Source organism: Lacibacter sediminis (genome assembly GCF_014168535.1).
Lineage (GTDB): Bacteria > Bacteroidota > Bacteroidia > Chitinophagales > Chitinophagaceae > Lacibacter > Lacibacter sediminis.
On record NZ_CP060007.1, the window covers coordinates 1,952,348 to 1,972,924 of the forward strand.

Annotated in this window: 15 protein-coding genes; 11 read left to right on the forward strand and 4 right to left on the reverse strand. The window is 40.3% G+C overall.

The features are described from left to right. Positions 1 to 6: 6 nt before the first annotated feature. The 8 genes from H4075_RS08390 (at position 7) to H4075_RS08425 (ending at position 12,341) form a co-directional block, all read left to right on the forward strand. The gene (locus H4075_RS08390) at positions 7 to 423 is read left to right on the forward strand and encodes a DoxX family protein (protein WP_182805882.1); all 417 of its coding nucleotides are present in this window, start codon (positions 7 to 9) and stop codon (positions 421 to 423) included. After that, the gene (locus H4075_RS08395; protein ID WP_182805883.1) at positions 423 to 2,207 is read left to right on the forward strand and encodes a family 43 glycosylhydrolase; all 1,785 of its coding nucleotides are present in this window, start codon (positions 423 to 425) and stop codon (positions 2,205 to 2,207) included. Before H4075_RS08390 ends, H4075_RS08395 begins: the two co-directional genes overlap by 1 nt. A gap of 1 nt (position 2,208) precedes the next feature. Further along, the gene (locus H4075_RS08400) at positions 2,209 to 2,877 is read left to right on the forward strand and encodes a GDSL-type esterase/lipase family protein (RefSeq protein ID WP_182805885.1); all 669 of its coding nucleotides are present in this window, start codon (positions 2,209 to 2,211) and stop codon (positions 2,875 to 2,877) included. Between the two features lie 13 nt (positions 2,878 to 2,890). Beyond that, on the forward strand, positions 2,891 to 5,179 hold the full coding sequence (gene bglX, locus H4075_RS08405) for a beta-glucosidase BglX (protein ID WP_182805886.1): 2,289 nt from the start codon (positions 2,891 to 2,893) through the stop codon (positions 5,177 to 5,179). Between the two features lie 386 nt (positions 5,180 to 5,565). After that, entirely contained in the window at positions 5,566 to 9,318 is a 3,753-nt protein-coding gene (locus tag H4075_RS08410; protein ID WP_182805888.1) for a PAS domain S-box protein, read from the forward strand. 29 nt (positions 9,319 to 9,347) lie between these two features. Continuing rightward, complete coding sequence (locus H4075_RS08415) at positions 9,348 to 9,710, forward strand: response regulator transcription factor (protein WP_182805889.1); 363 nt, start codon at positions 9,348 to 9,350, stop codon at positions 9,708 to 9,710. Between the two features lie 82 nt (positions 9,711 to 9,792). Then, entirely contained in the window at positions 9,793 to 10,917 is a 1,125-nt protein-coding gene (locus H4075_RS08420) for a HEAT repeat domain-containing protein (protein ID WP_182805891.1), read from the forward strand. Beyond that, entirely contained in the window at positions 10,914 to 12,341 is a 1,428-nt protein-coding gene (locus H4075_RS08425; RefSeq protein ID WP_182805892.1) for a glycosyltransferase family 2 protein, read from the forward strand. Before H4075_RS08420 ends, H4075_RS08425 begins: the two co-directional genes overlap by 4 nt. On the opposite strand, the gene H4075_RS08430 is transcribed toward H4075_RS08425, so the two are convergent. The 4 genes from H4075_RS08430 to cobA all read right to left on the reverse strand — a co-directional run bounded on the left by H4075_RS08430 (position 12,338) and on the right by cobA (position 15,530). After that, positions 12,338 to 13,120, reverse strand: a complete 783-nt coding sequence (locus tag H4075_RS08430; protein ID WP_182805894.1) for a YaiO family outer membrane beta-barrel protein — start codon at positions 13,118 to 13,120, stop codon at positions 12,338 to 12,340. The genes H4075_RS08425 and H4075_RS08430 overlap by 4 nt on opposite strands. Before the next feature lie 77 nt (positions 13,121 to 13,197). Then, a complete protein-coding gene (locus tag H4075_RS08435) occupies positions 13,198 to 13,920 on the reverse strand; it encodes a hypothetical protein (RefSeq protein ID WP_182805896.1) in 723 nt (240 codons plus the stop codon). Between the two features lie 83 nt (positions 13,921 to 14,003). Further along, a complete protein-coding gene (locus tag H4075_RS08440; protein ID WP_182805898.1) occupies positions 14,004 to 14,693 on the reverse strand; it encodes a Crp/Fnr family transcriptional regulator in 690 nt (229 codons plus the stop codon). 54 nt (positions 14,694 to 14,747) lie between these two features. Then, the gene (gene cobA / locus H4075_RS08445) at positions 14,748 to 15,530 is read right to left on the reverse strand and encodes a uroporphyrinogen-III C-methyltransferase (protein ID WP_182805900.1); all 783 of its coding nucleotides are present in this window, start codon (positions 15,528 to 15,530) and stop codon (positions 14,748 to 14,750) included. Positions 15,531 to 15,723: 193 nt separating this feature from the next. On the opposite strand from cobA, the gene nirB reads away from it, so the two are divergent. From nirB to H4075_RS08460, 3 genes are all read left to right on the forward strand, one after another. After that, a complete protein-coding gene (nirB, locus tag H4075_RS08450) occupies positions 15,724 to 18,222 on the forward strand; it encodes a nitrite reductase large subunit NirB (protein ID WP_182805902.1) in 2,499 nt (832 codons plus the stop codon). Between the two features lie 215 nt (positions 18,223 to 18,437). Beyond that, on the forward strand, positions 18,438 to 18,785 hold the full coding sequence (nirD, locus tag H4075_RS08455) for a nitrite reductase small subunit NirD (protein ID WP_182805904.1): 348 nt from the start codon (positions 18,438 to 18,440) through the stop codon (positions 18,783 to 18,785). A 193-nt stretch (positions 18,786 to 18,978) separates the two neighbouring features. Beyond that, entirely contained in the window at positions 18,979 to 20,529 is a 1,551-nt protein-coding gene (locus H4075_RS08460) for an alginate export family protein (protein WP_255460402.1), read from the forward strand. Positions 20,530 to 20,577: the final 48 nt, after the last annotated feature.

Below are 20,577 nucleotides of genomic sequence, written 5' to 3' on the forward strand. Positions count from 1 at the left end.
AAATCCATGTCTAAATTTCTTTCCTCATCACCAATTTACGAATCATTTGCAATCGGTATTGTGCGCATCATACTGGGTGTTTTTCTCATTTACCATGGTTGGGAAATTTGTGATGAAGCAAAAATGAATGAATACCTCACCTGGGATGCGTTTAAAAAATCATCAAACGGCACCTTCCTTGCGTATGTTGGTAAAGCTGCAGAACTTATTGCAGGCATTCTTTTTATGATTGGATTGTTTACACGCATTGCTTCAGTGCTCATCATTGGGGTGATGTTGTACATATCTTTTGTATTAGGTAACGGTGTTGTCTGGTATAACGATCAGCATCCGTTCATGTTTGTGCTGTTTGGTTTCCTGTTTTTCTTTATCGGCCCGGGAACATTCAGTCTTGATCACTTATTATTTCAAAAGCAGAAGTGATGAAAAAACTAGTCATTCTCATTTTCTCTGTCAGTTGCATGATGCAAACTTTGCATGCGCAACAAAAAACGTATTGCAACCCTATTAATATTGATTATGGCTATACACCCATTCCTAATTTCAGCGAGTGGGGCAGGCACCGTGCAACAGCCGATCCGGTCATTGTTACTTACAAAGGTGATTACTATCTCTTCGGCACCAATCAATGGGGCTATTGGCATAGCAGCGATATGCTTAATTGGAAATTTGTTTCAAGAAAATTTTTACGGCCATGGAATAAAGGGTATGATGAACTCTGTGCGCCTGGTGTTGGTATCATAGGTGATACGATGATCGTTTTTGGTTCAACCTATACAAGACAGTTCAGTATCTGGATGAGTACAAATCCCAAAGCCAATGAATGGAAGCCATTGGTTGATTCATTTGATATTGGCGGTTGGGATCCTTCGTTCTTTACCGATGATGATGGAAGGTTGTATATGTATAATGGCAGCAGCAATAAATTTCCGATGTATGGTATTGAACTCAATCGTAAAACCATGCAGCCTGTTGGTACAAGAAAAGAAATGTATGTGCTGGAGCCATGGCGGTTTGGCTGGCAACGTTTTGGTGAGCACATGGATAATACCTTTCTTGATCCGTTTATTGAAGGCAGTCACATGACGAAACATAACGGAAAATATTATTTGCAGTATGGTGCACCTGGTACTGAGTTCAGCGGTTATGCAGATGGTTTACTTGTCGGAAACAGTCCGTTGGATTTTTTTGAAGCGCAGAGCGATCCGCTAAGTATTAAGTTAGGTGGATTTGTAAGAGGTGCGGGTCATGGTACAACATTTTCCGATAAGTTTAATCAATACTGGCATATATCTACCACTGTTATCTCAGTGAAAAATACATTTGAACGAAGGCTTGGTATCTGGCCAACAGGTTTTGATAAAGATGGCAACATGTTTTGCAATACAACATTTGGTGATTATCCGCATTACATTCCATCAGCGAAAACGGATGGATCAACTTATGGAAAAGATGGCAAGTCACCTTACTTCACCGGGTGGATGTTGCTCAACTATAACAAGCCCGTGCAGGTTTCATCAACCCTCGGTGGCTATCATCCCAATAATGCAGTTGATGAGCTGATCAAAACTTATTGGAGTGCAGCTTCAGGAAATAAAGGAGAGTGGATACAAACCGATCTTGGAAATGTTTCAACTGTAAATGCGGTACAGATCAATTATGCTGATCAGGATGTAAGTTTCCCCAAAGAAATGGATACGATATTCCTTGGAAAAACAATTGGACTGTATCATCAATACAAACTTTATTATTCAGTTGATGGAAAGAAGTGGAATGTACTGGTCGATAAAAGTAATAATCAAACAGATGTACCGCATGAATATGTTGAACTGGAAAAACCTGTACAGGCACGTTTCATTAAACTGGAGAATATTCACATGCCAACCGGCAAGTTTGCAATTAGTGGTTTGCGTGTGTTCGGTAATGGCAATGGTGCTAAACCCGAAGCAGTAAAAGGTTTTATTGTATTACGAACCGAAAAAGATAAACGAAGCGCTTTTATTAAATGGAAACCGGTCGACAATGCGTTTGCTTACAATATCTACTACGGTACACATCCTGATAAACTGTACACAAGTATTATGATCCATTCAAATAACGAATATTGGATGAAGGCGATGGATTCTCAAAAGACTTATTATTATACTATTGAATCAATAAACGAAAACGGGGTGAGTGAACGTTCGCCTGTTATTAAAGTTGAGTAAGATGAAAAAACAAATCACAAGCAGTATACTTTTTCTATTCTTTGTTATTTTTTCAAATGCCCAAAACAAAGAACCTTTTCCTTTTTGGAACGAAGTGCAGAAGTTTAAGACTGCAGATAGTGTTGCTTTTCCTGCATCCAATCAAATCCTGTTGATCGGTAGTTCCTCCTTTACGTTGTGGAAAGATGTACAATCTTATTTCCCCGACCGGAAAATATTGAACCGTGCGTTTGGCGGCAGTACTTTGGTTGATGTGATCCGTTACCGTTACGACGTTATTTATCCTTATCAACCAAAACAAGTAGTGATCTATTGTGGTGAAAACGATTTTGCAGCGAGTGATACTGTAACAGTTGAAATGGTCGTGAAGCGTTTTACCACTTTGTTCAATTATATCCGTGCAAAATATAGGAATGTGCCATTGGCTTATGTGTCCATGAAGCCAAGTCCAAGTCGGGTGCGCCTGATGCCGAAATATGTGGAAGCGAATAAGCGTATTCAAACTTTTCTGTCAACAAAGCCCAACACGAAGTTTGTAGATGTGTACAGTGTGATGCTTACTTCAACCGGAGAACCAATGCCTGATATTTTTAAAGAAGACAGATTGCACATGAATGAAAAGGGTTATGCTATCTGGAAAAAGAAACTGCAGAATGTTTTACTCAAATAATAAATGTTGTTTTATGAAAGTCTTAAAAGGATCGCTCATCGGATTTGTCATCTTGCTTTCTGTTCAGTTGCACGCACAACAAACAAAAGAAGCAAAGATGAAAGTCTTCATCGATGCACTGATGAAGAAGATGACAGTAGATGAAAAGATCGGGCAATTGAACTTACCCGGCTCAGGTGATATTGTTACAGGGCAAGCCGGTAATTCTGATATTGGTAAAAAGATCAAAGAAGGAAAAGTTGGCGGTCTCTTTAATATTAAATCTGTTGCAAAGATCAAAGCTGTGCAAAAAGTAGCAGTAGAAGAAACACGTTTGAAAATCCCACTGTTGTTTGGAATGGATGTTATTCATGGTTATCAAACTGTGTTTCCGATTCCGTTGGGATTAAGCTGCAGTTGGGATATGCAATTGATTGAACAAAGTGCACGCATTGCAGCAATTGAAGCAAGTGCTGATGGTATTAACTGGACATTTTCTCCAATGGTTGATCTTACACGTGATCCACGTTGGGGTCGTGTGTCGGAGGGCAGCGGTGAAGATCCCTATCTCGGTGGACAAATTGCAAAAGCAATGGTGCGTGGTTACCAGGGAAAAGATTTGTCGTTGAATAATACCATCATGAGCTGTGTAAAACATTTTGCCTTATACGGAGCAGCAGAAGCAGGCCGTGATTATAATACAACTGATATGAGCCGTTATCGTATGTACAACGAATACTTTTATCCATACCAGGCTGCAGTTGATGCGGGTGTGGGAAGTGTGATGGCTTCGTTTAACGATATTGATGGTGTGCCCGCAACAGGTAATAAATGGTTGTTGACGGATGTGTTGCGAAAACAATGGGGCTTTAAAGGATTTCTTGTTACTGATTACACAGGCATCAACGAAATGATGGATCATGGTATTGGTGATCTCAAAACTGTTTCTGCACGGGCATTGGGTGCAGGGATTGATATGGATATGGTGGGTGAGGGTTTCCTAACCACACTCAAACAATCATTGAGCACTGGTAAAGTAACCATGCAAATGATCGATGCGGCTTGCAGACGAATCCTTGAAGCAAAATACAAACTCGGTTTATTTGATGATCCTTATCGCTATTGTAACGAAGAACGTGCAAAGACAGAAATATTTAATTCTGCTCATCGCAAGATCGCCAGAGAAACAGCAGCGCAGAGTTTTGTGTTGTTAAAGAATCAAAACAATGTATTGCCGTTAAAGAAAAGCGGAACTGTTGCAGTGATTGGTCCACTGGCAAATGATAAACGTAATATGCCCGGTACGTGGAGCGTGGCTGCAGAGTTTGATAAGGCAACAGCAGTGTTAACCGGGTTAAATGAAGTGCACGGAAGTAAAGTAAAATTCATTTATGCAAAAGGTAGTAACCTGGACTATGATGAAAAACTTGAAGAAAGAGCAACAATGTTTGGTAAAAGTTTAGGCAGAGATAAGCGTTCACCCGAAGAGATGATCAATGAAGCGGTTGCTATCGCAAATCAAAGTGATGTTGTGTTGGCTGTGCTCGGTGAAAGCGCAGAGATGAGTGGTGAATCGTCAAGCAGAAGTAATATTGAAATACCGCAGGCACAAAAAGAATTGTTGAAAGCGTTGTTGAAAACCGGTAAGCCGGTTGTATTGGTTTTATTTACCGGTCGGCCACTGGCATTAACATGGGAGCAGCAGAATGTACCTGCTATTCTCAATGTTTGGTTTGGTGGAAGTGAAGCAGGCTATGCAATTGCCGACGTATTGTTCGGCGATGTAAATCCTTCCGGTAAATTATCAATGACGTTTCCGCAGAATGTTGGACAAGTGCCATTGTTTTACAATCACAAGAACACCGGTCGGCCGTTGGCAGAAGGAAAATGGTTTGAAAAATTCCGCAGTAATTATTTAGATGTGAGTAACGATCCGTTATATCCATTCGGCTATGGATTGAGTTATACCAACTTCAGCTATAGTGATGTAAAGATCAGCAACACATCACCGAAAGGCAATCAAACCATTACCGCAAGCGTAACGCTTACCAATACGGGTACTGTTGCCGGTAAAGAAGTAGTGCAGTTATACATCCGTGATGTGGTTGGTTCTGTTACTCGCCCGGTAAAAGAGTTGAAAGATTTTCAGAAAATAGAATTGAAAGCAGGAGAAAGTAAAACGGTCACGTTCAATATTTCAATCAACGATCTGAAATTTTATAATTATGACTTGAAACATGATTGGGAAGCCGGAGAGTTTCAGATCATGATTGGCGGTAACTCAAGGGATGTTAAAAAGGCAACGCTCAGTTGGAGTAAATAGTAACTTCTTTTTTATTACGATCGCAACATAAAAACCTGGTTATGCGAGGGATTTATATTGCGATCTTTCTTTGTAAACCCACCTGCTGATGACTCCCTGCGTCAGCAATAGTTCCATTTGCCCCAAAAACGGATAAGAGAAAATACTTATTTTTTTAATTAAGATTTTATAACAAGTTCATTTCAAAAGAATTTGAACGAAATTCACTTTTATCCAAATCCTGTATCCATGAAACATGTTACCCACGAGATGTTGGTGTACTCCGTTTTTCTGTATTCCTTTTCTTTTTCCCCGAAAGATTTTTCCATTTCTATTTTCGACAGAGCAGGTTTGGCGGTTTACCATAATGGCTATTGTGCATCACCTTCAAACTTTGCTAACCAGCCATGAAGTCATTATTAAAAACAATATTTCCAATCAGCCGGAGTATTGCACTGATATTTCTATTGGCCATTTCCACCATCATCTTTTTTGGACGTATTGTTTATTTAAGTGGCATCTATACCAGCAAAACAGATAAGATGGTTGCCCATACTTACCGGGTAATGGATTATGTTGCAAAGATCAAATCGGGTATAGCAGAAAGCGAAGCAATGGTGAGCAGTTATCTGCTGCAACCTAAAAAAGTAACGTACGATGAATTGGTAAAACTGCAGGCTGAATTGAAACATTCAATGGTAACGGCAAGGCAACTGGCAATTGATCCAACACAGAAGCGGTTTTTGCAGGAGCTCGAAATCATGTTGCTTCAAAAGCAAACTGAACAGTTAGCAATATTTAAACAGCCGTCATTCAAAAGTAATTCATCATCGGTTTCTGATTTTGTGGCAAGGCAACAGCAACTTTTATTTACCATTAACGGAAAGCTTCGTCTTATTACTGACAGGCAAAACTGGTTATTACAATTACGTACCCATGCAAGTGATGCGGCAGAACAAAGATTGATACGCATAGCCTATGCAGGCGCAACGATTATCATTATGTTTATCGCCGTTTTGCTTTGGCAGTTAAATAAAGATATACGTCGGAGAAAGAAAGCAGAACATGATATCAGGGAAAGTGAGATCAAGTACCGTAAACTGATTGAAGGCCCGGGCATGATCACCTTCACTGCAAACCTGAATGGCGAATTTGAATTTGTAAGTGCAAAATCAAAAATATTAACCGGTTACACTCCATTTGAGCTGCAGGGGCAATCATTTTATAAATTAGTACCGGAAGCATGGCACCAACAAGTACTTAAAAGTTTTGAACAACAATTTCATGAATATGCACAGGAAAAGATCATGCGTTTCCCCATCATTACAAAGGATAATGAGGAGAAATGGGTGAAACTTACTTCTCTCATCATTTCAAACGATGAACAGATCGTCGGCTTTCAATGTACGGTCAAAGACATTACTGATGAAATAGAAGCAGAGTCAAAGTTGAAAGAATCAGAAGAGCTGGTGCAAACGCTCCTGAACAATACCAACGAAGGGTTTTTTATGGTTGATCGTGATTTAACCATTCGTGTCATGAACAAACCAGCCCGTGAAGGAATGGAACTACGTACCGGAAAAAAAGTAGAGGTTGGTATGAATTTACTCTCAGTTATTCCGGCACAGGTTATTGATGATGCCGTAATTAATTTCGGGAAAGTGTTTAACGGAGAGTATGTAGAATATGAAGCCCGTTACAATACCGAGAAAGGCGTACAATGGTTACGGATCAGTCATACGCCTGTAAGAGAAAATAATAATGAGATAACCGGGGCAGCTGTTGTAACCTCTGATATTACTTCCATTAAACAGAATGAAGAAAAAGTAGAGGAGGCGAATCGAAAGATAAGGGCTATGCTCTCAAGTACAGAGGAAGGATTTTATATGGTAGCACCTGATTGTACCGTTATTATGGTGAATGAAGCCGGTAAAAATATCATGAAGCTTACAACAGGGAAACTTTGTATTGAAGGCAGTAATATATTCGATTATATCAAGCCGGAACGCAAAGAAATATTCAAGGAGATATTTGAAAAAGTAGTGAATGGAAGTACTGAGGAATCAGAATTGTTTTTTGAAACAGCGGAAGGTGATTTGTGGATACATAACACGTACTTCCCTGTACGAAATGAGGCGAACGTTGTTATAGCCGTATGCTTTGCAGTAAAAAATATTACTGAGCGTAAACTTGTAGAACAGGCATGGGAAAAATTGAGAGAAGAAAAAGAAGAGAATCAGTTCCGTTTGCAGTCAATCCTTGATAATACACCTTTGATCATGTTCATTAAGGATCTGGATGGGAAGTATATGCTTATTAACCGATCATTCAGGGAGGCCTTCCAACGCACAGAAGATGAAGTAATAGGAAAAACCGATTTTGACTTTGATGAAGACGAAGCCTCGATCCGTTACCGTGAAGCAGATGACAAAGTTATTGCTACGTTGGAGCATGTACAAACAGATGAAACGGTGCAAATGCCGGATGGCGAACATCACCTGCTCATTGTGAAATTCCCTTTGTTCGACAGGGATAATATTTTATATGGTGTTGGCGCTATTGCCACTGATATAACGGAGCGTACAAGGTCACGTGAAAAATTAATAGAAGCAAAAAAGAAAGCCGAATCAGCAGAGCAATTACAAGAACAGTTTCTCGCTAATATGAGTCATGAAATCCGCACGCCACTGAATGGTATTATCGGCATGACAAATGTGTTGCAGCATACTGCACTTTCTGAAGAACAGGAAGAGTTTGTGCAGATCATTCGTCAGTCGTCCGATAACTTATTGATGCTGATCAACGATATTCTTGATCTCTCAAAGATAAAAGCCGGAAAACTTTCAGTAGAGCAGGTTTCGTTTGATTTACAAAAAGTCTTGGAGCAGGCCGTGGCGCCATTTCGATTGAAAGCAAAAGAAAAAAGACTTACACTTTCTATTCATTGCGATCGTTCAGTTCCTCTTCAGCTAACAGGCGATCCGTTACGGATCACACAAATACTTTCAAACCTACTGAGCAATGCCTTGAAGTTTACCGAAGCTGGAAGTATCGAGGTAAGAATTTGTGAACTGCAGCAACAGGAAGATGGCAAAACTAATTTATCAATTTCTGTAACAGACACCGGAATCGGCATATCCGACGAAAAACTTGAACATGTATTTGAAAGTTTTGAACAGGCAGCCATTGAAACATCACGCAAATATGGTGGCACAGGTTTAGGATTATCAATTACACGCCAGTTGTGTGAAATGATGGGGGGTGCAATTGCTGTTAGCAGTGAATTTGGGAAAGGCACAACGTTCCGAGTGCAATTACCATTTACAATTGCTGAAGCAGTCCCTGTTGTAACACAGGTTATGGACTTGTCGAAAAACCGTAACGATAATATCAGCGGAAAGAAAATATTAGTGGCAGAAGATAACGAGATCAACCAGAAAGTAATTATGCACGTACTGCAACGTGTGGGCATCAGCACCACCATTGTAAATAACGGTAAGGAAGCTGTTGAATTACTTGAAGCAGGTGAAGAGTTTGACCTGATCATCCTTGATCTGCAAATGCCAATAATGAATGGATTTCAGACAGCAACCTATATCAGGAAAAAACTGGAATTAACTCTTCCTATTATTGCCATGACGGCGAGTGCACTTCGTAATGAAAAAATGCGCTGTTTTGAATTAGGTATGAACGAATATCTCACCAAACCATTTGTTCCGGCTGATCTTTATACCGAGCTGCGTCGTTTCTTACTTGCTCAGCCAGCAACAGGCAAGTCAACAAACACATCACAAACACAACAACAGGGCACTGAATTGTATAATCTTTCGCACCTCTATGAAATGGAAGACCAGGAATATTTCTGCGAAGTATTACAGCTGTTTCTTGCAACAACACCATCATTATTAAATGAAATTCATGAAGCAACACTGTATGAAAATTGGGAGGAAGTGTACAGGAAAGCTCACAAGTTAAAAAGCAGCCTCGGCATTCTGCAAATGAATTTAATGCTTGGCCTGGTTTCGACAATTGAACTTCAGGCAAAAGAGCAAAAGAATATTGACCGGATACCCGATGGGTTAAAAAAAGCAACGGAACTGTATGACTTGATACGTCCAATGATTGAAGCCGAACTGGAAAAAGCAATACAAATAACCTGAACTTAATTACCAACCTGAAAAATCAAAACATGAAAATTTTAGTAGCAGAAGATGAACCCATCATGCTTAAAACAATTGCTTTGCGTTTACGGAAAGACGGTCACGATGTAATTGTTGCTGATAATGGCCGTGAAGCCATGGAGCAGATCGATGCACATGATCCTGACATGATTATTACCGACATTATGATGCCTTACTCATCCGGGCTGGAAATTGTTGGAAAAGTAAAAGCTGTTGGCCAGCGTAACGTTCCCGTTATTGTGCTGAGTGCAATGGGCCAGGAGAATGTAGTCGTTGAAGCATTCAACCTTGGTGCCGATGATTATATTACAAAGCCATTCAGCCCGAATGAACTTTCCATGCGTGTCAAACGGTTAACAAAAATTGCCTGATGAATGTCGCCTGTTTTAAAAGAAATGGATGTTCATTAAAACAGAGTAGGTAATTTCAAGTTAAGCGGATTAAATTAGTTGTATGGAAATGGAATTTAAAATGGCTGCGCAGCAAGTGCTGGATGTATTTATACAACCGGTTCACCTGATGCTGGCCATGTTTATTTTCATTGCGATTATTACGGTTGTCATCTTTTTTATTTTAGTTTATCTCATTCGTCGAACGGCACGCAGTTACAGGCGTGCCCAGTTAAGAGAAACATACAGTTCGCTGATCAGTGAACTTGCGCTTTGCGAAACGGAAAATGAATTGCAGGAGTTCCTTGCTCTGTCATCTACACAAGAGCAACTTCATTTATTGCTCAACGACGCCTATTCACGAAAAGTACTGGTATCAGAATTGTTGAAAACCGTAAAGAATATGAGCGGCACAGCAGCATTGAACATTTGCTGGTTTTATGAAAAGGCCGGGCTCGATAATGATTCTCTTACACGCTTACAGGAAGGCGCATGGCATGTGAAAGCAAGAGCCATCCAGGAATTGAGCGGGCTTCAGCAAAAAAAATATATCACGAAGATTTATCGTCTTACAAACCATCCGGATGAATTGGTACGTAATGAAGCAAGAACGGCTGTGGTAAAACTCACCGGTTTTGATGGTTTACGTTTTCTGGATGTTGTGAGTTACCCGTTAACCGAATGGCAACAGCTGTGCCTTTTGTATGAGCTATCGTTGCATGGCAGCAGAGCATTTGAACAGGCACCCCGTTGGCTGCAATCAAAAAATAACAGTGTAGTTGAATTTACATTACGTTTAGTGGAAGTGTACAAGCTGTATGAGCTTTATCCCAACGTAATTGCATGTTTACATCATCCGGCAAAGATTGTCAGGAAAAAAGCACTTGCAGCACTAAACGAAATTTATGATTCAACTGCAAATGAATTGCTGGTTGAAATGTATACCAAAGAAGATGCTGACGTGCAGGTGCAAATACTAAAACTGCTGCAGGAACATGGTGGAGAAGCAGAACAGTTTTTTCTATTGCAGCAGTTGATTCACCCACAACAGGAAATTAAAGTAGCTGCAGCACGTGCAATATTTCATACTCAACCAGAAGCGGAGCGTTTATTAAAACAACAGGTGGATGAAGAAAGCTACCCATGGACAGTATTGCTTCCACAGTTAAAACAGGAGGTAGCTTTATGAACTGGCAGCAGCTTCTTGTTGATCTGTTAACCTATGTTATTTTTATTTATTCTGTTGTATTGTTATTATGCTATCTCTTCATTGCTTTTTATTCCATTGGTGAAACAAGAAGATATATCCGTAAAAGCAGTTTCACTGATTACTCCATCATGGCGGTATCAGAACACACGCCATCTATCAGTATTCTTGCGCCGGCATACAACGAAGGCGCAACGATCATTGAAAATATCCGTTCGCTGCTGAATATCCATTACAACAATATGGAAGTGATTGTGCTTAATGATGGCAGTAAAGATGATTCAATGCAGAAGTTGATGGATGCCTATCAACTCGTGGAAGTTCCGTACGTCTTCACTACACATATTGCAACAAAACCTGTTCGTGCAATTTACAGAAGCAGCAATCCCGTTTATAAAAAGTTACTTGTTGTTGATAAACAGAATGGAGGTAAGGCTGATGCGTTGAATGTTGGTATCAACATCGCATCGAATGATATTCTTGTTTGTATTGATGTGGATTGTATACTTGAGCAGGATGCGATGCTGAAATTGATCAAACCATTCCTGGAAGAAAAAGAGAAACGTGTGATTGCTACTGGTGGTGTTGTACGTATTGCTAATTCATGCGAGGTAAAAGATGGAAAGATTATTCGTGTGCATTTACCTGAAGAGTTTATTCCAAGGGTGCAGACATTAGAATATATCCGTGCATTTTTATTGGGTCGTATGGCATGGAGCAGGCTGAATGGATTGTTGCTGATTTCAGGTGCGTTTGGAGCGTTCGATCGGGAGATTGCAATTAGAGCCGGAGGTTACGATCATAATACTGTAGGTGAGGATATGGAACTGGTTGTGCGTATGCGCCGCTATATGGAAGAGAAAAAACTTCCGTACAAAGTTGCTTACATTCCAGATCCCCTTTGCTGGACAGAAGCACCTGCGAGTTATAAAATTCTTGGTCGTCAACGTAACCGCTGGACCAGAGGAACCATTGAAACATTGAAGCTTCACAAGAAAATGTTTTTTAATCCGTCTTATGGTGTGTTGGGCATGCTCAGTTATCCTTACTGGTTCTTCTTCGAATTTCTTGCCCCGCTCATTGAGTTTACCGGCTTTATTGCGTTGTTGATATTTTCTGTCCTCGGCTTTATGGATTGGCCATTCTTTTTTGCTTTGCTTGGGTTTATTCTCAGTTTTGGATTTCTGTATTCTGTATTTGCAATTTTGATGGAAGTACTTACCTATAATCAATACAGGAAACGAAAAGAAATTTTCAGTTTAATACTAACTGCTTTTTTAGAACCATTCGTTTTTCATCCGTTTGTAGTTTGGAGTGCTGTACGTGGGAATATTGATTTGATCCGTAAGAAAAAATCATGGGGTGAAATGACAAGACAAGGATTTGCCGGAAAGAAAAAAACTTAGAATCTTCTTCCATACCCAACTGATCCATACAGTTGATTGCCGAATGTGGATGGCTTGTATTCATCCCTTGAATAGCCAACTGCAAACTGTAGAATATTTTTTCGCTGAATCGATTTCTTAATACCCAAAACAATGCGATTGGAATATAACCTTTGGTTCGTAGTAAACTGAATATTTCTTGTTTCATCGGGCGATACTCCCGTACCATATTGCAGCCAGGCATAATCGTTCATTTCACCAAAATACCTGCGTGCTGTAAATAACCCAGCGAAGTTGAAACCGTCATTATCGCTCAGGAAACTTCTTGCCTGTAAAAACCAATTGCCGGTGTAATAACCGACACCTGCAACGCCGATCCATAAATTCTTATCAAAGTATAGATAACGAAAACCTCCTTCAAGTTCAATACTTTTCGGAATATTTACATACAACGAATAACCTGCACGAAACTTTGGAAAAACGGGCATGTCTGCTGAATAGCCAACACCTACATAACTATAAACCTTCTTTGAGAATTTCGGATATGCTTCCAGTTCGCCTTGCCAGCCATTTTGTGCAAGACGGTTTGCATAATTCAAGCGGCCAAGGATAGCTGCTTTCTTTGTTTCGTGTTTGTACTCAAGACCGGTTATGTGCCAATTGTTAGCAAACTGTTTGTCGAAATGAAAATACTCGTATTGAATGGTGAGTGTGTTCTTGAAGTGCACACTGTCTGTTTGTTGTGCAGCTGTAAACACCGGCAACAACAAAATGAGGTATAAAATAATATGGTTTCTCATTATGACTACGGAGTGAATAAAGGTAATTGTTATCCTGCTATGTTTTTGTAGTTGAAAATAGAAAAATAGTCAGCTTATTAGAATCTTACAAACAATTCGCAGAAATTGCGCCAGAACTCAAACTTATAAAATGTAAATACGGAAATATGATAGAGAACAAGTATGAGTAAAGCAAGAGGGAATACATTCCATCGTTTATGTGATCGCCAATCCCAGATACATAGACCAATCAGCATCAGATCAGCTAACAGGAACCCGGCGAAGGGAGCCATTGGGTTACCCTCGATCGTAGGCATATAATTCAGCATACCCCGAAAATGAATGTGAATCAACCGGTCTGTTACAGGTGTAAACATAGGAAACACTGTACAGATCATGTAACGGGCATGGATAGTTGATTTCTTACGATGATAAATTGCAAGTCCGTAGAGTAGTGCAAATGCAACGAGTGCGTTTGCGGCCAGTGCTACAAAGAAATAATCCATCGTACCTAATTGCGGTACGGGTTGCAACTGGTATTTTAATAAGTCAAGTGTAGTAAAGATCATGAGCGGTACCAGTATGTACGATGCTTTACCAACTGTTCTGTGCAGTTTTGTACGTTTTGTACGGATGAGGTAGGGCTGCACGATCAGCATCAGGCACCAGAGCGTTAATGCAATACCATGCAGATGCATCCGGTAATTCTTCTGTTCAAGTAATTTGGTAAAATAAGTTACCCAGAAACCGGCTACTACAAAAAGGAAGAAAGCAATGAAATATAAATGACTCTTTTGAAAAATTGTTTTCTCAAGCTTCATGGCAATTAGTTGGTTAACGTTCAAGATACAAATCTGAAAGGATCAGCTGGTTAATTCTTTCAAATTCATAAACGAATAACACATCAGCTTTGTTCAATATACTCCTGCAGTAAAGCTGCATTCAGAATTTGTGTTTTCTTACCGTCGGTATTGATCGCTTTTTCAGTACTTAATTCGTTCATGATCCTGAACAACGATTCATAAGTAGTACCTGTATAAGATGCAAGATCCTGGCGACTGATGGAAAGATTGATGTATCCATTTGCATCTTTTCCGAATTTATTCTGCAGGTAAAGCAATGCATTTGCAATACGTCCTTTTACATTCATGTGTGCAAGGTTGCGCATGCGTTTTTCCGATTCTTTCAATTCAGCTGCAAAGAACATTAATAAGTTATATTGAAAATCGGGATTGGTGCGCAGTGTACTGTTGAAGAAAGAAAGATCAATATAACAAACATCGGTTGGTTCCATTGCGGTACCTGAAACAGGGTAAACAGTATCAGCACCTAAACCACGGTGTCCAACAATGTCGCCATCTCTTGCAATACGAAGGATCAGTTCTTTTTCATCGCTCCATCGCTTATGCACTTTCACCAGGCCTTTGCTGATAAAGTACATGCCTTTTACTTCTTCGCCTTCAATAAACAGTTGCTCACCTTTTTTGAAATGAAAACTTTTGCGGTTGGCATCAAGCGCAGGTAACCAATCGTGCTGGCATTGTTTGCACATGGTACAGCTTTTCAGGTCGCAGTTCTTTTTGTTTTGCTTCATTGCGGATTTTCGTGTTTGCTGCTGCAAAGTAACGGCAAACGCTGTTTGGGTTCATCACAAAGATTTCTTCTGAAAAATAGCTTCTCCTGTTTGTTCGTTTATAGCCGACTTTAAAAGCGATGGATGCAGTTTCACCACTTCACCCACGATAATAATTGCAGGATTGCCAATGCCTTCGTAGGATGCTTTAAAGAAAATATCTTTTACTGTGCCAATCACCATCTTCTCATCTTTAGTAGTACCATTCTGAATAATGGCAACAGGTGTATCGCTTTTGCCATGCGTTCTGAAAATATCCATAATGCCTTCGAGCTTACTCATGGCCATTAATATAATAACAGTAGCACTTGATTGTGCGGCTAATTGGATATCTGTTGATATCTCACCCGAACGGGTAGTTCCGGTTGTTACCCAAAAGCTTTCATTGATACCACGACAGGTGAGGGGAATCATTTGTGAAGCAGGTACAGCAATGGCACTGGAGATGCCGGGCACCAGTTCAACCTCCATTCCAGCCAGTCTTGCTGTTTCAATTTCTTCCTGGGCACGTCCAAACACAAACGGATCGCCGCCTTTTAAGCGCACCACCACTTTATGTTTCTGGCCATACTCTACTATTAATGTATTGATCTCTTCCTGGGAAAGGGCATGGCAACCATAGCGTTTGCCCACAAAACGTTTGATGCAGTTGGACGAGGCATACTGCAGAAGTTCATCGTTGGCGAGTGCGTCATATAGTATCACATCAGCCTGCTCCAGCATACGTATAGCTTTTATTGTAATAAGTTCCGGATCGCCTGGTCCAGCCCCAATAAGTAGCAATTTTCCCAGTTTCATACAAATTAAATTAAAAAATATGTGATCGAAATCATGTTTCGGTCAATAAAAATACAAAAAATAGCCTTAATTTCATGACAGAAATCATTTAATACTCTGCTGATAGTTGGGTTTGCCATAAAAAATATTAAATGATTAAAAATTATAATACGATTGTTTGCTACCATTGTTGTTACACTTAAACAATAAGATTATGAAAGTGGTAGTAATTGGAAACGGCATGGTGGGTTACAAGTTTTGCGAAAAGCTTGTAAAAAAGAACATTGCCGGCAATATCTCCATCGTGGTTTTTGGAGAAGAAGTAAGACCTGCTTACGACAGGGTTCATTTAAGTGAATATTTCGCCGGTAAATCTGCCGACGATCTTTCCCTCGCTCCCAAAGAATGGTATACTGAAAATGGTATTGTATTACATCTTTCCGATCCCGTGGTATCAATCGACCGGGAAAAGAAAACCGTACACTCACACGCAGGTATAACCGAAACTTACGATTACCTGGTCCTGGCTACAGGTTCTGCAGCATTTGTGCCCCCGATTCCGGGAGTTGAAAAAGAAGGTGTATTTATCTACCGCACCATTGAAGACCTGGAACTGATGACCAAATGGGCAAAGAAATCAAAGAAGGGTGCGGTGATCGGTGGTGGCTTGCTGGGATTAGAAGCTGCGAAAGCCATGCTTGATCTGGGTGTTACCGATACGCAGGTAATTGAGTTTGCTCCACGTTTAATGCCCCGCCAGATAGATGATGCGGGTTCAAGATTATTACAATCGAAATTAGAAGACCTCGGTCTTACAATTCATACATCAAAAAATACCACGGCTATAAATGGTGATGAAGCAATTGCCAGCATGAGTTTTTCTGATGATAGTTCTTTTGATGTTGACATGCTCGTGATCTCTGCCGGTATTAAACCAAGAGATGAACTGGCAAGAAATGCAGCAATTGAAGTTGGTCCACGTGGAGGAATAACCGTTAACGATAACTTGCAAACATCCGACCCTTTTATTTTTGCTATTGGTGAATGTGCATTACATAAAGGAATGATCTATGGTTTGGTTGCTCCCGGTTACGAAATGGCCGAAGTGGTGGTGACTAATTTAACAGGAGGTGAAAAATCGTTTACCGGTTTTGATATGAGCACCAAGCTAAAATTAATTGGTGTGGATGTAGCCAGCTTTGGCGATCCGTTTGTGAGTGGAGAAGGAATAAGAAGTATTGTGTTTGATGACAGTGTGAAAGGTGTTTACAAACGCATTAATGTAAGTGCCGATGGTAAAGAATTATTGGGCGGAATTTTAGTGGGTGATGCAGAGCAATACAATATGTTGTTGCAAACCTGTAAGAACAAAGTGGTGTTGCCTCCAAATACAGAAGATGTTATTCTTGGTGCAAGAGGTGGTGAAGGTGAGGGTGGTGCCGGTGTTACAAGTTTGCCTGATGATGCAGTGATCTGCAGTTGCGAAGCTGTAACAAAAGGAGCTATCTGCGAATCAGTTGTATTGGGTTATGAAACTGTTGATGGCATTAAGAAATGCACCAAAGCAGGTACCGGTTGTGGTGGTTGTGTGCCAATGGTGAAAGACTTGATGTTGCATACCATGAAAACACAAGGCAAGGTTGTTCGTAATGTATTGTGCGAACACTTTGATTACAGTCGCCAGGAATTATTTGATCTCATCAAAATAAACGATCTGCGTACATACGATGCAGTGCTGGATAAATTTGGTAAAGGTGATGGTTGCGAATTGTGCAAACCTCCTGTTGCATCGATCCTTGCAAGTTTGTGGAATGAAGTGATCCTGAAAAAAGGAAATGATACGGCACAGGATAGTAATGATCGTTTCTTAGCGAATATTCAAAAAGGTGGAACCTATTCTGTAGTTCCTCGTATTCCCGGTGGAGAAATTACGCCTGATAAATTAATTGTGATTGGACAGGTAGCGAAGAAATACAATCTCTATACAAAGATCACCGGCGGTCAACGTATTGATCTGTTTGGTGCACACTTAAGTGATCTTCCAAATATCTGGGAAGAATTAATTGAAGCTGGTTTCGAAAGCGGACATGCTTACGGTAAAAGTTTACGTACAGTAAAAAGTTGCGTTGGAAGTACCTGGTGTCGTTTCGGTTTGCATGATAGTGTAAGTTTTGCAATACGGGTTGAAGAACGCTATCGTGGTCTTCGTTCACCACATAAATTAAAAGGTGGTGTTAGTGGTTGCATCCGTGAGTGTGCTGAAGCACAGAGTAAAGACTTTGGAATTATTGCAACAGAAAAAGGCTGGAACCTGTATGTATGCGGCAACGGCGGTAGTAAACCTCAACATGCATTGTTACTCGCTTCTGATATTGATGAAGAAACATGTGTAAAGTATCTCGATCGTTTCTTAATGTTTTATGTAAAAACTGCTGATCCGTTAACACGTACAGCTACATGGTTAAATAAGATGGAAGGTGGTATTGATTATCTGCGTTCAGTTGTTGTGCATGATGCATTAGGAATGAATGCAGAGTGGGAAGCGGCAATGGAAAACCATGTAAACACTTACGAGTGCGAATGGAAAGCTGCGATTGAAACGCCTGAATTACGTAAACGCTTTAATCACTTTGTAAACGCACCTGAAGTGAAAGATCCAACAGTTGTGTTTGATCCAATGCGTGAACAGAAGCGTGCGAAAGAATGGAAATAAAGATTTTTGGTTTTGAATAATACGATTGTTGCCATATAGAAAATTGCTTTTAACCTCCGAATAATACTCCAAACGAATTTTCGATGATTGATTGCTAAGGCCCCAATGGCCACTTTTCTGCGATTGCCTGCATATAAAAAAAGGAAGCTCTGTTCTGTTGTGTAAACACAAGTTTTATCAACAGGTATTCATTAAGTCCTTTAAGTACTAAAAATATGATCGCAGAAAAAACAATTACCTGGTTTGCCGCCTGCAGAGTATCAGATGTTCCTGCAAACGGTGGCGTGTGTGTGAAATACAACGACACACAGATTGCACTTTTCCATTTTACAAGACGAGATGAGTGGTATGCCACACAAAACGAATGCCCGCATCGTCAGCAAATGGCGTTGAGCCGTGGCATGATCGGTACGCAAAACGAAGAGCCGAAAGTTGCCTGCCCCTTTCACAAAAAAACATTTTCACTGGTTACAGGCGAATGCCTGAGTGGCGATGAATGCGCTATTAAAACCTACGAGGTGAAAGTGGAAGAGGGCATGGTCTACATCGGTGTTGAAGATTAATAATACATTATTTCAAAACCAAAACTGAAGAATAAATGAAGAGAAAGTAAACTAATTATCAGCAAAGCTGAAAAAAATAGCCCGGCAGATGGCAGTCTAACCGGGCCGTATGATTCCAGGATTTATCACCTTAAAATCGACCAAAATTAACATGAAAAATTTTAAAACAACACGAATAATCTTTTTGAGCTTAATGCTACTAGCTTATTGCACAACAAAGGCACAGTTTACATTATCAGGCCAGCTCCGCACACGTACTGAAGTGCGTAACGGCTTGGGCAACCTCGTATTGAAAGGTTCGAAACCCGCCGTGTTCACTTCACAACGTACGAGATTGAACTTTGGCTATAAATGGGACAGATTAACTTTTGGAGTGGCAGTACAGGATGTTCGTGTTTGGGGACAGGATGCATCATCTATTTCAAATGCAGATGGTAACCGTTTGATGCTGCATGAAGGTTGGGCAGATCTTACATTGTTCAACGTTGCAGATACAACCATCAAAGCAAAAGGTATTGACCTGATGAGCCTCAAAGTAGGTCGCCAGGAATTAATTTATGATGATGTGCGTTTGATCGGCAATTTAGACTGGTTGCAACAGGCCCGCCGTCATGATATGGCGTTGATGAAAACAGTTCACAAAGGATGGCAGATCGATATCGGTTATGCGTTCAATCAAAACACAGATGCATTTGGATATACCGGAACTGGTTATGTTCCGTCCAATGTACCTGCGTATGTAAAAAACTCATTGGGTACATTAGTGCCAACACCAGCAGGCATGTTGCCAATGGCAACAGCCGGCAGTGCAAGTAATAACAGCAGCAAAACAGGAGCACCTGTCTGGATGAATCCTCCCACAACAAATGGTGGTAACCAGGATTACAAATCATTTGCGAGTTTGTATATCAGCAAAAAAATTAAGCAGACTAAATTCTCTGCGCTCTTCTTCAACGACAATTTCGGTAAATACAAACTTGATTCAGCAGGCAGCGATGCTACAGGTTATGTATATGGTCGTCGCTTTGTTTCTTCCGGCGCATCAGATGCGTTCAATTATAAAGGAACCAATCAACGTTACACGTATGGTTTAATGATCAACCAAACGATAGGTAATGCATCCGGTTTTGGAAAGATCGCATTCCAGGGAGCTTTCTATGCACAAAGTGGTAAGAACCGTGATGGTGTGAAAATGAAAGAAGCCTATCACTATGCATTGTCTGCAACTTATCAAAAAGGAAAGATCAGTGTAACACCCGGTTATGAATTCTTAAGTGGTAACGATGCAACAACTGCAACAGATGAAAAGTTTGATCCATTATATGGTACGCCACACCGTCATTGGGGTTACATGGATTATTTCTATGTAGGTACAGGTTCACCTGCAGGTGGTTTAAAAAATCCTTACCTCAAAGTGAAATACACAGGCACTGCATTAACAGCAGGTGTTGATTTTCACTTGTTCTCTATTGATAAAAACATGAAGAAAGCTGATGGCTCCTTCATTGGAAAAGATCTTGGTAATGAACTTGATTTCCTGTTGAACTACAACATGAACAAGTTCACTAATATAGAATTGGGTTATTCAATCATGAATGCAACCGGCAGCATGGCAATTGCAAAAGGACAGGCAACAACTGATGCGGCAGCTGCTAATTACAGGAAAACAGGTAACTGGTTTTATGCGATGCTTCGCTTTACGCCTGATTTCTTTTACACAAAGCCGGTAGCGATCAAACAGTAATGATGTGATGAATGAACAGAAGAGGTAATGATTAGTAACACTTAAAAC

Excerpts from the sequence above, each read along its gene's own strand:
- H4075_RS08390 (WP_182805882.1), top strand. The coding sequence starts at position 7 with ATGTCTAAATTTCTTTCCTCATCACCAATTTACGAATCATTTGCAATC.
- H4075_RS08395 (WP_182805883.1), top strand. The coding sequence starts at position 423 with ATGAAAAAACTAGTCATTCTCATTTTCTCTGTCAGTTGCATGATGCAA.
- H4075_RS08400 (WP_182805885.1), top strand. The coding sequence starts at position 2,209 with ATGAAAAAACAAATCACAAGCAGTATACTTTTTCTATTCTTTGTTATT.
- bglX (WP_182805886.1), top strand. The coding sequence starts at position 2,891 with ATGAAAGTCTTAAAAGGATCGCTCATCGGATTTGTCATCTTGCTTTCT.
- H4075_RS08410 (WP_182805888.1), top strand. The coding sequence starts at position 5,566 with ATGAAGTCATTATTAAAAACAATATTTCCAATCAGCCGGAGTATTGCA.
- H4075_RS08415 (WP_182805889.1), top strand. The coding sequence starts at position 9,348 with ATGAAAATTTTAGTAGCAGAAGATGAACCCATCATGCTTAAAACAATT.
- H4075_RS08420 (WP_182805891.1), top strand. The coding sequence starts at position 9,793 with ATGGAAATGGAATTTAAAATGGCTGCGCAGCAAGTGCTGGATGTATTT.
- H4075_RS08425 (WP_182805892.1), top strand. The coding sequence starts at position 10,914 with ATGAACTGGCAGCAGCTTCTTGTTGATCTGTTAACCTATGTTATTTTT.
- H4075_RS08430 (WP_182805894.1), bottom strand. The coding sequence starts at position 13,120 with ATGAGAAACCATATTATTTTATACCTCATTTTGTTGTTGCCGGTGTTT.
- H4075_RS08435 (WP_182805896.1), bottom strand. The coding sequence starts at position 13,920 with ATGAAGCTTGAGAAAACAATTTTTCAAAAGAGTCATTTATATTTCATT.
- H4075_RS08440 (WP_182805898.1), bottom strand. The coding sequence starts at position 14,693 with ATGAAGCAAAACAAAAAGAACTGCGACCTGAAAAGCTGTACCATGTGC.
- cobA (WP_182805900.1), bottom strand. The coding sequence starts at position 15,530 with ATGAAACTGGGAAAATTGCTACTTATTGGGGCTGGACCAGGCGATCCG.
- nirB (WP_182805902.1), top strand. The coding sequence starts at position 15,724 with ATGAAAGTGGTAGTAATTGGAAACGGCATGGTGGGTTACAAGTTTTGC.
- nirD (WP_182805904.1), top strand. The coding sequence starts at position 18,438 with ATGATCGCAGAAAAAACAATTACCTGGTTTGCCGCCTGCAGAGTATCA.
- H4075_RS08460 (WP_255460402.1), top strand. The coding sequence starts at position 18,979 with ATGCTACTAGCTTATTGCACAACAAAGGCACAGTTTACATTATCAGGC.